Source organism: Bordetella genomosp. 11, from assembly GCF_002261215.1.
Lineage (GTDB): Bacteria > Pseudomonadota > Gammaproteobacteria > Burkholderiales > Burkholderiaceae_B > Bordetella_C.
In genome coordinates this window covers 2,578,460-2,593,867 of record NZ_NEVS01000004.1, presented here as the reverse complement: position 1 = coordinate 2,593,867, position 15,408 = coordinate 2,578,460, and the positions used below count along the sequence as shown (strand labels likewise).

15 protein-coding genes are annotated in these 15,408 nt (G+C 64.3%); 5 read left to right on the top strand and 10 right to left on the bottom strand.

Annotated features, from left to right (window positions below; all coding sequences use genetic code 11):
• Window positions 1-13 precede the first annotated feature (13 nt).
• The 4 genes from CAL28_RS19290 to CAL28_RS19275 all read left to right on the top strand — a co-directional run bounded on the left by CAL28_RS19290 (window position 14) and on the right by CAL28_RS19275 (window position 4,521).
• Window positions 14-1,228, top strand: coding sequence for an FAD-dependent oxidoreductase (locus tag CAL28_RS19290; RefSeq protein ID WP_094842864.1), 1,215 nt, complete (start codon window positions 14-16; stop codon window positions 1,226-1,228).
• A 243-nt stretch (window positions 1,229-1,471) separates the two neighbouring features.
• On the top strand, window positions 1,472-2,461 hold the full coding sequence (locus tag CAL28_RS19285; RefSeq protein ID WP_094842863.1) for a tripartite tricarboxylate transporter substrate binding protein: 990 nt from the start codon (window positions 1,472-1,474) through the stop codon (window positions 2,459-2,461).
• Window positions 2,462-2,517: 56 nt separating this feature from the next.
• Window positions 2,518-3,480 (top strand): Bug family tripartite tricarboxylate transporter substrate binding protein, encoded by a 963-nt coding sequence (locus CAL28_RS19280; RefSeq protein ID WP_176464037.1) that lies wholly within the window; start codon window positions 2,518-2,520, stop codon window positions 3,478-3,480.
• A 51-nt stretch (window positions 3,481-3,531) separates the two neighbouring features.
• Entirely contained in the window at window positions 3,532-4,521 is a 990-nt protein-coding gene (locus tag CAL28_RS19275; protein ID WP_094842861.1) for a Bug family tripartite tricarboxylate transporter substrate binding protein, read from the top strand.
• Window positions 4,522-4,570: 49 nt separating this feature from the next.
• Here CAL28_RS19275 and CAL28_RS19270 read toward each other — a convergent pair whose 3' ends face one another.
• From CAL28_RS19270 to CAL28_RS19225, 10 genes are all read right to left on the bottom strand, one after another.
• Window positions 4,571-5,170: a nitroreductase family protein gene (locus CAL28_RS19270; protein ID WP_094842860.1), complete on the bottom strand. Its 600-nt coding sequence runs from the start codon at window positions 5,168-5,170 to the stop codon at window positions 4,571-4,573.
• Window positions 5,171-5,375: 205 nt separating this feature from the next.
• Window positions 5,376-6,002, bottom strand: coding sequence for an urease accessory protein UreG (gene ureG, locus CAL28_RS19265; RefSeq protein WP_094842859.1), 627 nt, complete (start codon window positions 6,000-6,002; stop codon window positions 5,376-5,378).
• Window positions 6,003-6,143: 141 nt separating this feature from the next.
• Entirely contained in the window at window positions 6,144-6,824 is a 681-nt protein-coding gene (locus tag CAL28_RS19260; protein WP_094842858.1) for an urease accessory protein UreF, read from the bottom strand.
• Complete coding sequence (gene ureE / locus CAL28_RS19255) at window positions 6,808-7,671, bottom strand: urease accessory protein UreE (RefSeq protein ID WP_094842857.1); 864 nt, start codon at window positions 7,669-7,671, stop codon at window positions 6,808-6,810. The genes CAL28_RS19260 and ureE overlap by 17 nt, the downstream gene beginning before the upstream one ends.
• A gap of 28 nt (window positions 7,672-7,699) precedes the next feature.
• Window positions 7,700-9,403: an urease subunit alpha gene (gene ureC / locus CAL28_RS19250; RefSeq protein ID WP_094842856.1), complete on the bottom strand. Its 1,704-nt coding sequence runs from the start codon at window positions 9,401-9,403 to the stop codon at window positions 7,700-7,702.
• 64 nt (window positions 9,404-9,467) lie between these two features.
• Window positions 9,468-9,773, bottom strand: coding sequence for an urease subunit beta (locus tag CAL28_RS19245; RefSeq protein WP_094842855.1), 306 nt, complete (start codon window positions 9,771-9,773; stop codon window positions 9,468-9,470).
• A gap of 14 nt (window positions 9,774-9,787) precedes the next feature.
• Window positions 9,788-10,387 carry a HupE/UreJ family protein gene (locus CAL28_RS19240; RefSeq protein WP_094842854.1) on the bottom strand — a complete coding sequence of 200 codons (600 nt, stop codon included), beginning with the start codon at window positions 10,385-10,387 and terminating at the stop codon, window positions 9,788-9,790.
• A 66-nt stretch (window positions 10,388-10,453) separates the two neighbouring features.
• Entirely contained in the window at window positions 10,454-10,756 is a 303-nt protein-coding gene (gene ureA, locus CAL28_RS19235; RefSeq protein WP_094842853.1) for an urease subunit gamma, read from the bottom strand.
• 18 nt (window positions 10,757-10,774) lie between these two features.
• Window positions 10,775-11,647 (bottom strand): urease accessory protein UreD, encoded by an 873-nt coding sequence (locus CAL28_RS19230; protein ID WP_094842852.1) that lies wholly within the window; start codon window positions 11,645-11,647, stop codon window positions 10,775-10,777.
• Window positions 11,648-11,998: 351 nt separating this feature from the next.
• On the bottom strand, window positions 11,999-12,625 hold the full coding sequence (locus CAL28_RS19225; RefSeq protein ID WP_094844720.1) for a TIGR00730 family Rossman fold protein: 627 nt from the start codon (window positions 12,623-12,625) through the stop codon (window positions 11,999-12,001).
• A gap of 55 nt (window positions 12,626-12,680) precedes the next feature.
• On the opposite strand from CAL28_RS19225, the gene polA reads away from it, so the two are divergent.
• Window positions 12,681-15,398 carry a DNA polymerase I gene (polA, locus tag CAL28_RS19220; RefSeq protein WP_094842851.1) on the top strand — a complete coding sequence of 906 codons (2,718 nt, stop codon included), beginning with the start codon at window positions 12,681-12,683 and terminating at the stop codon, window positions 15,396-15,398.
• The last annotated feature ends 10 nt before the right edge of the window (window positions 15,399-15,408 follow it).

Below are 15,408 nucleotides of genomic sequence, written 5' to 3'. Positions count from 1 at the left end.
GGAAAGTAGCGTTATGCAGCGACGTCGGTTTCTGCGGCAGGCAGCCGCCACGCTGGCGTTATCGTCCGCGCCTGCCCTCGTACTGCCGGCAAGAAACGTGGGAACCGCCAGCCGGGATTCCAGCGCGCCTATGCCTGCATCGGCTTCCTGTTTGGAAAATTATGCGGATGTCGTGCCCATCCAGGCCAGGACGGATCGCATAACGGATGTGCGGGTCGGCCTGCGCCCCTTCCGTCATGCGGGCCCGCGTGTCGAAACGCAAGTGCTGGGCGCCAAGACCATCGTGCACAACTACGGACACGGCGGCGCCGGCTGGTCGCTGTCGTGGGGCTCGAGCACACTGGCGTTGCGGCTTGCGCAGGCGGCGGGCGCTCGTTCGATCGCGGTGATCGGCGGCGGCGCAATGGGACTGACGTCAGCAGTTCTGGCGCGACAAGCGGGCCTGCCAGTTTGCATCTACACCAAGGCTCCGCCCCTGGAGGCCTATTCCATGGCCGCCACGGGACTATGGACCCCCGATTCGCAACTGTGCGACGCGGCGCACGCATCGGCTCTGGCCGAGCGTTGGAAGACGATGGCGGCCACATCGTTTGCCAGATACCAGAACTTGCTGGGCCTGCCGGGTAAGCCCATCGAATGGATTCGTGGCTATTCGCTATCCGATACGCCGTTCGCGCTGCAATCGGACGTTGTAGAGGGTGAGCCGCGTTACGGCAGGCTGAGGGATCGATCGCGCGATTTCATTCCGCGGTTTGTGGATCTCTGCGCGACCGGTCATCCGTTTCCGCAGCCTTACGTGCGCCGTTGGACGACCTTGATGTTCAACATCAGCGCGTACGCACACATGCTTATAACGGGGTTCCTCGGATCGGGAGGGTGCATTAAGGTCGTTGAGTTTGTGCAGGCGGCCGATTTGCTGGATCTACCGGAGGATGTCGTCATCAATGCGACCGGTTACGGTGCCAGGCAGCTGTTCAGTGATGAATCCATCATTCCCATACGCGGGCAGACCGCGCGGCTAGTGCCGCAGCAGGAGGTCACCTATGGCCTTAGCACCCATCAGTTCAATGTCGTGCCGAGAAGCGATGGTCTGGTGGTTCGCAGCAAGGGGCATGGAGGAGACTACAACAATAGTGACGATACTCCTGACGTCGCGGAATCCGAAACCGCCGTGCGGCGGCTAGGCGAGATGTTCGAAAACATGCCGCGAGGTCGGCCTGCGTTCTAGCAGGGGCTCGCATTTGCGCGGATCGTCGTATCCGCGGGCAACATCTTGACCGCGCAGGATGCGCTCGCACCCTCAAATCGTTCGCCTCGATTGTTGCCGCCGGGAAGACGTGGGCGGACTGCCGGATATCTGTGCCCGGCAACAAAGGAAAAGGAACCCGCCTATATAACAGGCCACTGATGCCGTCGCTCCTAACGTGGAGTCAACTTTTCTTTCTGACTGCGAGAGTATATGGAGACGGAAATGAAGTTCTGCAAACGGGAGTTGGCGGCTATTTCCCTGATCGGTGGTCTATTACCTATGGCCGTATTCGCATCCGAACCGGAAGCCGTGTATCCGCAGCGTCCGATCACACTGGTCGTCGGTTTCACGCCGGGGGGAGGATCCGACGGTCTGGCTCGGATTGTGGCCAAGCATCTCGGGGATGAACTGGGCCAAAGGGTAATCATCGATAACCGTCCGGGAGCCGCGAGCAATGTCGCCGCCGAGTTCGTGGCCCGGGCCGTGCCGGACGGCTATACGGTGTATCTCAGTACTCGCTCGAACACGACACACAAGACGATGTATGAACATCTCCGGTTCGACATGAGCAAGGACCTGGTTCCTATCGGGCTCCTCGCCACCGTACCCAACGTCATCGTGACCAGCGCGCAGTCGTCTATCGGGCATGTCCGGGATGTCGTTGCGCTTTCTGAAGCTCATCCTGAATCACTGACTTGCGCTTCATCCGGGGTCGGCTCGACTGGCCATTTGCTATGCGAGCTGTTTCAGCGCGAGACGAAAACAAGCATGCTGCACATCGCGTACAAAGGCAGCGCTCCCGGCTTCGTCGACTTGGCCGGCGGCCGTGTGGATCTGTTGTTTTCCGTCTTGCCGGCGGCGCTGGCACACATTCAAGCCGGCACGGCCCGGCCTATTGCCGTGATGTCGCGGCAAAGGGCAGCAACCATCCCGCAGGTACCTACATTGGATGAGACCGGCTTCCCTGGCCTTAGTGTCGACACGTGGTTTGGCCTAATGGCTCCCGCGGGGACCCCACAGCGCGTGGCCCAGCGATTGAACGAATCCATTAATGCCGTGCTATTGAATCCAGCCTTGCAAGCTGCCTTCATGGCGCAAGGCTATGTTGCACCGCTACAGCCCAATACGGCAGAGACGTTCGGCCAATTGATCGCCGAAGAAACCGAAAGATGGACAGCGATAGCCCGGGAGCGAGGCATCCGACCGGGTTGATACGTTTCGCTGGGCGTATGCCGGGCAATCCGCATTTCTTCCGACGACGAGAGCACATGGATACAAGGGTACAGCACCGCAAAAGACGGTTGGCCGCGTTTGCGGTGCTTGGTGGCTTGCTGCATGCCGGAGCACGGGCGTTCTCTACGGAGCGCCCGTATCCGAAGCGGCCAATTGCTTTGACGGTCGGCTATCCGCCCGGCGGCGGCGCAGACATCCTGGCACGATCGCTGGGCGAATATCTGGCGCGCGAGCTGAAGCAAAAGGTCGTGGTCCACAACAAGCCGGGTGCGGCAAGCAATATCGCGGCAGAAGCCGTGGCGCACGCCAGGCCGGATGGGTACACGCTTTATATCAGTACACGCGCCAATACGATCCACAAGACGATGTATGGAAACTTCGATTTCGATGTCGCGAGCGATTTTGCGCCTGTCGGCGTGCTCGCCAAGGTACCGAATGTCATCGTCACGGCCAGCGGGACCTTCATCGCAACCATCGCGGACCTTATTGCGTTTGCGAGTGCGCATCCGGGCCGGCTGACGTACGCATCCACCGGTGTCGGATCGGATACCCATCTGCTGGGCGAACTGTTCCAGCAGCAAACCGGGATCGAGCTCTTGCATGTGCCTTACCGGGGTGGCGCTGCCGCGATGGCGGACGTCATCAGCGGCCGAGTCGATATGCTGATCTTCTCGTTGCCCGGCTCGCTTCCTTACATCAAGGCAGGGGCGGTTCGCGCGATCGCATTGATGTCCGACGCAAGGCTCCCCGCTATCGAGGACACGCCTACCCTGGCGGAAGCGGGCGTTCCTGGCGTCAATCTCGAAACCTGGTTCGGCCTGATGGCGCCTGCGGGGACGCCGCAGCCTGTGATCGCGAAGCTGAATGAGGCGGTCAATACGGTCTTGATGAATCCCGGCCTGCGAGCCACCTTGGCCGGCCGAGGCTATGTCGTACCCCTGAGCGCAAGCCGCCACGTCGTAGGGGGCGAGCACCGATGCGTGGCAGAGAGCCCGTGACTGCCATCTTTCGAGCGATCGGTACTTCACCACACAATAACGGAGTCAACGATGAAATTCTGCAAGCGGGAACTTGCCATAATCACGCTTATAGGAACCGGCTTTCCTATGGGTGCTCTCGCTTCCGATACCGAAGTGGCTTATCCCGAACGCGCCATCAATCTGATCGTTGGGGCGGCGCCGGGCGGTGGGGCGGATGGCCTGGCGCGTCTGCTCGCCAAGCATATGGCGGACGATCTGGGCCAGAAGGTCCTGGTCAGTAATCGCCCGGGCGCGGCCGGCAATGTCGCGGCGGAGTTCGTCGCGCGCGCAGCCCCCGATGGATACACGCTTTTTATCAGCGTCCGTCCCAACACGATACACAAGATCATGTACGAACATCTGAAGTTCGACATACATAGCGATCTGGTGCCGGTGGGGCTTCTGGCAAGGGTGCCTACGGTCTTCGTGGCCGGCAGCAGTGGGCCGGTGGAAGATATCGAGGATGTTGTAGGACTCGCCCAAGCCTACCCTGGCGCGGTGAGCTGCGCTTCAACAGGCGTGGGCTCCACAGCGCATCTTATGTGCGAACTGTTCCAGCAAGAGACCCACACCAGTATCCTGCATGTGGCGTATCGCGGCAGCGCACCGGCATTCACCGACGTTATCGGTGGCCGTGTGGACTTTTTGATCGCCGCGTTGCCGGCTGCCATACCCCATATCCAGGCAGGTAGCGCGCGTCCGATAGCCGTACTGTCAACGCAACGGGCCGCCATATTGCCCGACGTTCCCACGGTCGAAGAGGCCGGCCTGTCGGGGATAGACCTGGACGCGTGGTTTGGACTGATGGCGCCTGCCGGTACACCGGTGACCGCGATCAAGCGCTTGAACGACTCGATCAATTCGGTATTGTCGAAACCGGAGGTACAGGAGGCCTTCACGTCCCAAGGCTATATCGCGCCTTTACGCCCCAATACTCCGGAGGCGCTGGGCCAGTTGATCGCGGAAGAAACCGAAAGGTGGACGACGATCATCCGGGAAAGGAATATCAAGCCTCGCTGACGCGAGCACAGGGGGAAACGCCCGGCAAGCGAGGCCGGGCGTCACGGTCTTAATGATGCACGCGGAAGCGCTGCGTGTCGTCCATGAAGGCCTTCTCGCCGAAGGGAGCTTCATTGGAGCCGAACGGCATTTGGGCGCGCAGCTTCCAGCTGGCGGGAATGTTCCATTCCTTCGCGACGGCCTCGTCGATCACCGGGTTGTAGTGCTGCAGGCTGGCGCCGATGCCGGCGTTGGCCAGGGTCGACCACACCGACAATTGCGCCATGCCGCCGGCCTGTTCCGACCATACCGGGAAGTTGTCGGCGTAGAGCGGGAATTTCTCCTGCAGGCCCTTGACCACGTCCTGGTCTTCGAAGAAGAGGACAGTCCCCGCACCGGCGGCGAAGCTGTTGAGTTTCTTCTCGGTGTTGACGAAGGCGTCGGCCGGCACGATCTTGCGCAGCGTGTCCTTGGCGATGTCCCATAGTTTGGTGCTCTGCGCGCCGAACAGGATGACGGCTCGCGAGCTTTGGGAGTTGAAGGACGAGGGAGTGTGCTTGATGGCTTCCTGGATCAGCGCCGTGACGGCTTCGTGGGATACGGGAAGTTTGCTGCCTAGCGCGTATTGCGTGCGACGGCGCTTCAGCGCGTCGAGAAAAGCGTTATCCATCCGAAAAATCCTATGTGGGTTGGCGGAAAAAGTGCGAACGTGAATGATCCCATCCTTCCGGCCTGGATCGGTTTCATCCATGCCGCAGATATGGTTTTCAGTGTCATGTCAGATTTTGTGTGGGCCGGGGCTCGTGGACCCGATGGAGAGCACGGCTGCTTTTATTCGTCTCTCCCAAACCCGATGTCGTAACCGTCGCCGCCGTTCAAGCCGCCAGCAGGCCTCGCGTCTCGATGAACCGCACAATGTCGGCCAGCCCCGCGCCTGCTTTCATGTCGCTCATGACGTAAGGGCGCGTGCCGCGCATGCGCTTCGTGTCTTCTTCCATGATTGCCAGCGATGCACCGACCATGGGAGCCAGGTCGGTCTTGTTGATGACAAGCAGATCCGACTTGGTGATGCCCGGTCCGCCTTTGCGCGGGATTTTCTCGCCGCCAGCCACGTCGATGACGTAGATCGTCAGGTCGGACAGTTCCGGGCTGAAGGTGGCGGCCAGGTTATCGCCGCCGGACTCGATGAAGACGATGTCGGCATCGGGAAAGCGTCCCAGCATGCGGTCCACGGCTTCCAGGTTGATGGAGGCATCCTCGCGGATCGCGGTATGCGGGCAGCCCCCGGTTTCGACGCCCATGATCCGTTCCGCCGGAAGGGCGCCGGCCACGGTCAGCAGGCGCTGATCTTCCTTGGTGTAGATGTCGTTGGTGATGACGACCAGGTCATAGCTGTCCCGCATCGCCTTGCACAGCATTTCAGTCAGCGTGGTCTTGCCGGAGCCGACGGGGCCGCCGATGCCGACACGCAAGGGGGGATTTTTCTTGGTGCGTTGGGTCATGGTCGTGGAAGCGGGTTCTGTGGGGAGGGAAGTTATGGAAGCCTGGTTATGCCGGTTTGGGGGTGAATGCGGATGGGTGGCAAGTCGATAGGAATGTGCGGTAAGCCAATGGGGATCTGGCGTGCCAGCGGGTTGTCGGCGTCAGGATCGGAACAGCCGCGAATACTGCGTTTCGTGGCGTGCGGACAGGATGCCCAGCATGGGCGAGAAGGTGGATGCTTCCTCCTCCGGCGTGGCGGCCGCGCGGCGGGCCCCGGCCTGGATCGCGCCGTGCAGACCGAACAGGATGCGCTGTCCCGCGACCTGGCCCAGCGGTACCGCTTTCAGGGCAGCGGCCACCTGGTTTTCGGTCCAGGCGAACAGCCAGGCGGAAAGGCAGTCCTCGAGCGTGGCGCCGGCACGCTGCGCCGCGTAGGCGTAGGCGGTAGGCAGGCTGAGCGGCTGCATCGCGCGCAGCGCGGCGCGGCTTTCGGCATCGCCCCATTCCAGTTCGTCCAGCAGCCGGGACAGCGACCAGCCCATTTGTTCTGTTTCCTGGCGCAGTTCGGCGGATTCCCGCATGGCGAGCAGCCATTCGTTCAAGGCCACCACCGCGCCGATATCGCCATTGCTCCAATTGCGGAATTGCTGGCCCAGCAAGGCCGCCTCGCCATCGGCGGCGATATCGAGTCCATTCGCGATCCAGCGCCGCGCGTCGTCGGCGTTGCCGATCACCCCCGCCTCGATGGCTGCTTCCAGGCCTTGCGAATAGCTGAAGGCGCCGATGGGCAAGGCCGGCGATGCCAGATGCAGCAGCGCGACCAGTTCAATGCTTGTGCCCATGGCGATGCGGGGAGTCGTTGGCGGGCGGGTGGTCGTCGTCATGATCGTGCGCGTGGCCGTGCGCGTGGCCATGGTCGTGATCGTGCGAGTGGCCATGCGAGTGGCCATGGTCGTGATCGTGCGAGTGGCCATGCGCGTGACCATGATTGTGATCATGATCGTGATTGTGATCATGATCATGCGCATGCACGTGGGCGTGACCCTGGCCATGCTCGTGCGAGTGATCATGGCCATGATCGTGCGAGTGCCCGTGCGCGTGATCGCAGCCGTGCGCATGCGCGTGATCATGATCATGACCGTTAGCATGCTGATGGTCGCCGTGGTCGTGCCCATGGCGATCGCGATATGCCTGTTGCGCGAGCGCGTAGTCTTCCTGGAAGGTTGCGTCGTGCCCGTGCTTGTGGCCGCCGCCATAGGCGCCGGCTTCCGGTTCGAACGGGGCTTCGATGGCGACCACCGTCAGCCCCAGGCGCAGCAGCAGATCGCGCAGCACGGGATCGTGTTCCAGTTGCAGGTAATCCTTTCCGACCTCTACCGGCGTGTGGCGATTGCCCAGATGATAGGCGGCGCGCAGCAGGATGTGCGGGTCGACGCAGGTCGCGCGCAGCACGGGCTGCGGGGCGGCGACGATGCGGACCAGTCCGCCGTCTTCGGCCACCAGCGCGTCGCCGTCGCGAAGGACGGTACCGCGCGGCAGGAAAAGCGCCACTTCTTCGCCAGTGTCCAGCGTGGCGGCCAGGCGGCTGCGGCTGCGGGACTCGAAGGGCAGGGTCAGGGTGGGCGCGCGCCGCAGCAGCGCCTTGGCGACAGCCTGGCCGCGGCCGACCACTTTCTCTATACGTCTCATGCGAATCTGAACGGTGATGCGCCGCCCCTTAGAACAGGAAGTAGCGTTGCGCCATGGGAAGCACCCGGGCGGGTTCGCAGATCAGCTCCTGCCCGTCGGCGAGGACGCGATAGGTTTCGGGATCGACATCGATGTGCGGTTGCCAGTCGTTGTGCACCATATCCGACTTGCGCACGCCACGGATGCCGTGGACCGGCACCACGCGCTTGGACAAGCCGTACTTTGCCCCGATTCCGGCCTGATAGGCGGATTGGGAGACGAAGGTCAGGCTGCCCCGTGCGAGCGCGCCCGCGCGCGTGCCGAACATATCCCGGTAGTGTACCGGCTGCGGCGTGGGGATGGAGGCGTTGGGATCGCCCATCAGGGCCGTGGTAATGATCCCGCCCTTCAGCACCATGTCCGGCTTGACGCCGAAGAAGGCAGGGTCCCACACCACCAGATCGGCCCACTTGCCCGGTTCGACGGAGCCGATTTCATGCGCCATGCCGTGCGTGATCGCCGGATTGATGGTGTATTTGGCGATGTAGCGTTTGGCCCGCATGTTGTCGGCGCGCCCATCGCCGGGCAGGGCGCCGCGCTGCAGCTTCATCTTGTGCGCCGTCTGCCACGCCCGCATGATGACCTCGCCGATGCGGCCCATGGCCTGGGAATCGCTTGAAATCATCGAGATGGCGCCCAGGTCCTGCAGGATATCCTCGGCGGCGATGGTTTCGCGGCGGATACGCGATTCCGCGAAGGCGACGTCCTCGGCGATGGCGGCGTCCAGGTGATGGCACACCATCAACATGTCCAGGTGTTCGTCGACCGTGTTGACGGTGTACGGGCGCGTGGGATTGGTGGACGAAGGCAGCACGTTGGGCAGGCCGGCCACCTTCAGGATGTCCGGTGCATGGCCGCCGCCGGCCCCTTCCGTATGGTAGGTGTGGATGGTGCGGTCCTTGAAGGCCGCGACCGTGCTTTCCAGGAAGCCGCTTTCGTTCAGCGTGTCGGTATGGATGGCCACCTGCGTATCGGTGCGCTCGGCCACGTCCAGGCAGCAATCGATGGCGGCCGGCGTGCTGCCCCAGTCCTCGTGCAGCTTCAAACCCACGGCTCCGGCGTCTATCTGCTCCATCAGCGGCGCGGGCTGGCTGGCGTTGCCCTTGCCGAGCAGCCCGATGTTGATGGGCCAGCCGTCCGCGGCGGCCAGCATGGTTTCGATATGCCATGCGCCGGGCGTGCAGGTGGTGGCCGAGGTGCCGGCGGCCGGGCCGGTGCCGCCACCCACCAGCGTCGTCAGCCCCGCGGATAGCGCCTCGTCGATCAATTGCGGGCAAATGAAGTGGATATGCGAGTCGATGCCGCCCGCCGTGACGATCTTTCCTTCGCCGGCGATGATCTCGGTGCCGGCGCCGATGACGATCGTCACTCCCGGCTGGATGTCGGGATTGCCGGCCTTGCCGATGGCCTGGATGCGGCCGTTCTTCAAGGCGATATCGGCCTTGACGATGCCCCAATGGTCGAGGATGACGGCGTTGGTGATGACGGTATCGGCCACCTCGGCGCCGACACGCTGGGACTGCCCCATGCCGTCGCGAATGACCTTGCCGCCGCCGAATTTCACTTCCTCGCCATAGACGGTGTAGTCGCGTTCGATCTCGATGAGAAGCTCGGTGTCCGCCAGCCGGATGCGATCGCCGGTGGTGGGGCCGAACATTTCCGCGTAGGCGCGGCGGCCGATTTTCAGGCTCATGCGAATGCTCCCGTGGCGTTGTCCGCCGGGGTGATGTTGATCATGTCGATTTCCGCCGCGGCCCTCACAGCTTGCCCATCACGCGGCCCGCAAAGCCATAGACCGTGCGGTCGCCCGCCAGGGCCACCAGTTCCACGGTGCGGGTCTGCCCCGGTTCGAAACGGACGGCGGTGCCGGCCGTGATGTTCAGGCGATAGCCGCGCGCTGCCTCGCGGTCGAAAAGCAGCGCGTCGTTGACTTCGTAGAAGTGGAAATGCGAGCCGACCTGGATGGGCCGGTCGCCGGAGTTGGCCACCGTGACGGTGATCGTGGCGCGCCCGGCGTTGAGTTCGATCTCGCCGTCGTCCACCAGCAGTTCGCCGGGAATCATTGTGGTTTCCTTGTTCAGGCGGCCAGCAGCACGACGCCGTACAGGGCCACGCCCAGGCCGGCGATGCGAGGCAGCCAGGCATGCGCCCGGCGCATCGCCACACCCGTGGCGATGCCCGCGCAATGCAGTCCGATCGTGGCCGCCATGAAGCCGGCGATATAGGCTGCCGCGCTGGCGGTTTCGGGCAGTTCGTAGCCATGCGCATGGCCGTGGAAGAAAGCGAACAGGGCAGCGATGGCGACGCCCGCCCACTCCGGCAGGCGGGCGCGCGCCGCTACCAGCAGGCCCAGCACCAGCAGCGAGGCGGCGATCATCGGCTCCACCGCCGGCATGGGTACGCGCGCCAGGCCGAACAGCGCGCCCAGCAGCAGGACAGCGGCGAAGGACAGCGGTGCCACCCAGACGCGGCGCGCCGTCAGGGCGCTCCATAAGCCGACCGCGATCATGGCGCAAAGGTGGTCCGCGCCGGTCAGGGGATGCAGCAGACCGGCCATGGCGCTCGACGCCATGCCCGCGGCCTCGGCAATGTGCTCTTGCAAGGGATGCGCGGCGGCGGCGCCGCCAAACAGCAGGGTGGCGCTTGCGACGATTGCCGCGATACGTGGGCGGTTCATTTTCTGGTCTCCATCGGCAAAGGAGTGTTTATCAGGCAGTGGGGCGAAGGTCATGCGGCTGGGGCGTCAGACGATGGGGTGGTGAACGGTGACCAGCTTGGTGCCGTCGGGAAAAGTCGCTTCGATCTGCACGTCCGGGATCATCTCCGGGACGCCTTCCATGACGTCCTCGCGTGTCAGCAGCGTGGTGCCGTAGTCCATCAGGTCGGCCACGGTACGGCCATCGCGCGCGCCTTCCATCAGCGCGGCGCTGATGTAGGCGACGGCTTCCGGGTAATTCAGTTTCAGGCCGCGTGCCTTGCGCCGTTCGGCCAGCAGGGCGGCCGTGAATATCAGGAGCTTGTCTTTTTCGCGAGGGGTCAGCTTCATTGAAGGATCCAGGGAATGTCAGGTCGCCCAGAGGCGGAGAGGACGGCCGGGGACGCCATGCACCAGCGGGCGCAGCCGCAGCCAAAGGGCGGCGAACAAATGGCGCAGCAGTTCGACATGGGCGCCCGCGGCGCGAACGAGCAGGACGCCGGGCGTGGGGCTGGTGACGCCGGCGCGCAAATCGGCGTGGAAGGGAAGGTCGGGGGCCAGGGTCTCCGCCAGCGCCGGCGTGCAGGACGCGCCGGCCGCCCACAGCGTTCCGTAGGCGGGCAAGCCGGCCAGGCCTTGCGGCGCCTGCCTGAGCGCGGAATCCGCTCGCATGCGTTGCCGCTCGGTCCACAGCAGGCGGCCTGTGCCGTCCATCAGGCGAAAATCCGTCCGCAGCTGGCCGGCGGACCAGGTTTCGCCGGCGGCCTGGCGCCCCAGCAGCGCGGCATCCCAACCCAATGCCGTCGCGCCCGCGGCCAGGCGGATGTCGATGTGCTGGTGGGCGTGGCTGTGGTCGAAATAGATGTTTTCCAGGGGCAGCCAATCGAGGCGCGCGCCCTCGCCGACGCGGATGTCCAGCGTCTGGCGGGACGGATGCAGCGGATTGGCCTTGTACCATTTGGTGGCCCCCGGCGTGGTGAAGACCGCGTGCGCGTCCGCCTCCAGTTCGATGTCCAGGTGCAATGTGTCGCCGCTGGCCAGGCCGCCCGGCGGATGCAGCAGTGTCAGGTGGCAGATGCCATCGCCGGCCTCCGGGTACAGGGGCTTCTGCACGGTGAGCGGGCCGACGTGCTGCCGCCGGGCGAGCACTGTGCGTCCCTGCCGATGGACTAGGCCCAGCCGCAGGCTCGCCAGCCATCCCCCGGTGTGGGGAATGTCCAGGATGGGGGCGAGCGCGTCCATGGGAAGTGGATATCCAGAGCGAGACGGAACGGTGGGCAGGCTGACGGTTCAGCGCCGCCTGAGGCGGGCGACCGTCGTGGTTGCGCAACATTACGCAAAATGTGTGCCATATTGGGGCGGCGCATAGCGTGTGCCGCGGGGGCGCCGTGGGTACCCCGTGTCGCGGGGTGCGGCGGCGGGCCGAGGCCTGGTCCCGGAGGGCATTGAAGAGGGCGCCGGCGCCGCCCCGGTGCGTTCGCCGCTGCCAAACCGACGCATCTTCCAACATTTGCACCATAAAGGTGCGTCAAGATGCACCAAATCGCGCTTTCGTGCACCGGGATGGGGTGCCGCGCGATGTGGCGGTGCGTGTCAGGCGGGCAGGGAGGGCGCGTATTGCTCGGGCGACAGATACCGCATATGGAAATCGATGATGCGGCTGACGACGACCTTGGGATCGTCTTCCACGATGAACAGCTCCAGATCGTGCGCGCCTATCATGCCGTTGCTCAATACGGTCTTGGCCAGCCAGTCGACCGCGCCGTGCCAGTAATCCTTGCCCATGAGCACGATGGGCGCCGGCGGCACCTTCCCAGTCTGGACCAGCGTCAGCGCTTCGAACAGCTCATCCAGTGTGCCGAAGCCGCCGGGCAACGCCACGTAGGCGAAGCTGTGCATGAAGAACGTGGCCTTGCGGGCATAGAAGTATTCGAACATCAGGCTGATGGTCTGGTACTCGTTATTGTTGGCTTCGTGCGGAAGCACGATGTTCAGCCCGACGCTGGTCCCGCCGGTTTCGAATGCGCCCTTGTTGGCGGCCTCCATGATGCCCGGCCCGCCGCCCGCGATGATGGCGAAGCCGGCTTGCGCCAACGCGGCCGACAAGGCCTCGGCCTGCGCGTAATACGGCGATTCCCGGCTGACGCGCGCGCTGCCGAAAATGCTGACGGCCGGACCCAGCTCGCGCAGCTTCTCAGCCGCGGTCAGTATCTCTGACATAATCACCGGTATTTGCTTGCCGGCGGGAGTCTCCCTGCCATCTTCCTTCTTGATCATGAATAAAACCCTGTTGCTGGTTGACGGTTCTAGCTATCTGTACCGCGCCTATCATGCCATGCCTGATTTGCGGAACGCGCAGGGCGAACCGACGGGGGCGTTGTACGGCGTCGTCAATATGCTTCGCAAGCTGAAGCAGGACTATGACGCGCAGTATGCAGCGTGCATTTTCGATGCCCGGGGCAAGACGTTCCGTGACGACCTGTATCCCGAATACAAGTCGCATCGGCCGCCCATGCCGGAAGACCTCGCTGCGCAGATCGAGCCGATACACGAGGTGGTGCGGGCGCTGGGCTGGCCCGTTTTCGCCATCGAGGGGGTGGAAGCCGATGACGTCATAGGCACGCTCGCGCGGATCGCGACCGAGCACGGCATCAAGACCATCGTCTCCACAGGCGACAAGGACCTGGCCCAATTGGTGGATGACCACGTCACGCTGGTCAATACGATGACGGGAGAAACACTGGATCCCGCCGGCGTCGTCAAGAAATTCGGCGTGCCCCCGGAACGCATCGTGGACTACCTGATGTTGATCGGCGATGCGGTGGACAACGTGCCCGGCGTCGATAAGGTCGGCCCCAAGACCGCCGTCAAATGGCTGACGGAGTTCGGTTCCATCGACAAGCTGATGGAAGCGGCGGAAAACATCAAGGGCGTGGCCGGTGCCAACCTGCGGTCGGCCGCGGCGCATTTTCCCTTGACCCGCGAGCTGCTGTCCGTGCGGCGCGATTGCGACCTGAGCCCGACCATGGCCGGACCGGAAGCCCTGGTGCCGCTGGAAGAAGACAAGGAAGCCCTGCTGGCGCTGTACGAACGCTACGGGTTCCGTACCTGGCTGCGCGAGGCCAGCGGCGAAACCGAACGCGTGCCGACGGGCGACGCCCGCGCCGCGCCCGAACGTCCGGAGGCGCCGGAGCAGGTCGATTACCAGATCATCACCGATTGGGCCGCTTTCGACGCGTGGCTGGAAAAGCTGCGGGCCGCGCCGCTGGTGGCCTTCGATACGGAAACCACCTCGCTGGACGAAATGCAGGCGCGCCTGGTCGGCCTGTCGTTCTCCATCGAGCCCGGTGTCGCATGCTACATCCCGGTGGCGCACCGCGGCCCGGAAGCCGGCGAGCAACTGCCCAAGGAAGAAGTGCTGCAACGGCTGCGCGCATGGCTGGAAGACCCGGCCGCGGCCAAGCTGCTGCACAACGCGAAATACGACGCGCACGTGCTGCGCAACGAAGGCATACGGCTGGCGGGCATCGCGGAAGACACGATGCTGCAGGCCTATGTCCTGGAATCGCATCGCAGCGTCAGCCTGGCCGACCTGGCGCAGCGCTGGCTGGGCCGCAGCGGCATCACCTACGAGCAACTGTGCGGCAAGGGCGCCAACCAGATTTGCTTCGACGAAGTGCCGGTGGAGCGGGCCGGCCACTACGCGGCCGAGGACGCCGACTTCACCATCCGCATGCATCGCCTGCTGCGTCCGCGCGTCAGCGCGGACCCCGGCCTGGAACGCATCTACAAGCTGGAACTGCAGGTTTCGGAGGTCCTCACCGATATCGAGCGAACCGGGGTGCGTGTCGACGCCGAGGCGCTGATGCGGCAAAGCAGCGCGCTGGGACAAGAGATGCTGGCCCTGGAGCAGCGTGCCTACGAACTCGCGGGGCAGCCCTTCAACCTGAATTCGCCCAAGCAGCTGGGCGAGATCCTGTTCGGCCGCATGCAGTTCCCGGTGGTGCGCAAAACGGCCAGCGGGGCGCCGTCCACCGACGAGGAAGTGCTGAGCAAGCTGGCCCAGGATTATCCGCTGCCGCAGGTATTGCTGGAATACCGCGGCCTGTCCAAGCTGAAGTCGACGTATACGGACAAGTTGCCGCGCATGATCAACCCGGCCACGGGGCGGGTGCATACCCACTACGCGCAGGCCGCCGTCATCACGGGCCGGCTGGCGTCATCGGATCCCAATCTGCAGAACATCCCGGTGCGTACACCGGCCGGCCGCCGCGTGCGCGAGGCCTTCATCGCCGAGCGCGGCGTGCTGATGTCGGCCGACTATTCGCAGATCGAGCTGCGCATCATGGCGCACGTTTCGGACGATGCGAACCTGCAGCAGGCGTTCGCCGCCGGAGAAGACATCCACCGCGCCACCGCGTCGGAGGTCTTCGGCGTGCCGCTGGACGCGGTCGCGGCCGAACAGCGCCGTGCCGCCAAGGCGATCAACTTCGGCCTGATCTACGGCATGGGCGTATTCGGCCTGGCTTCCAACCTGGGCATCACGCGCGACGCGGCGCAGGCGTATATCGACCGCTATTTCGCGCGTTATCCCGGCGTGGCGCAGTACATGGAATCCACGCGCGTGCTGGCGCGGGAGCAGGGGTACGTGGAAACGGTATTCGGCCGGCGACTGTGGCTGCCGGAGATCCGCGGCGGTTCCGGGCCGCGCCGGCAGGCGGCCGAGCGTGCCGCTATCAATGCCCCCATGCAGGGAACGGCGGCCGATCTGATCAAGATGGCCATGGTTGCCGTGCATCGCTGGATAGAGGCCGAGGGCATGCTGACCCGCATGATCATGCAGGTCCATGACGAACTGGTACTGGAAGTACCGGACGCGGAAGTGGAACGGGTGCGCGCCGAACTGCCGGGCCTGATGTGCGATGTGGCGACCTTGCGCGTGCCGCTGGTGGCGGAGGTCGGCGTGGGCAGGAACTGGGAGCAGGCGCACTAGGGCGCGGGGA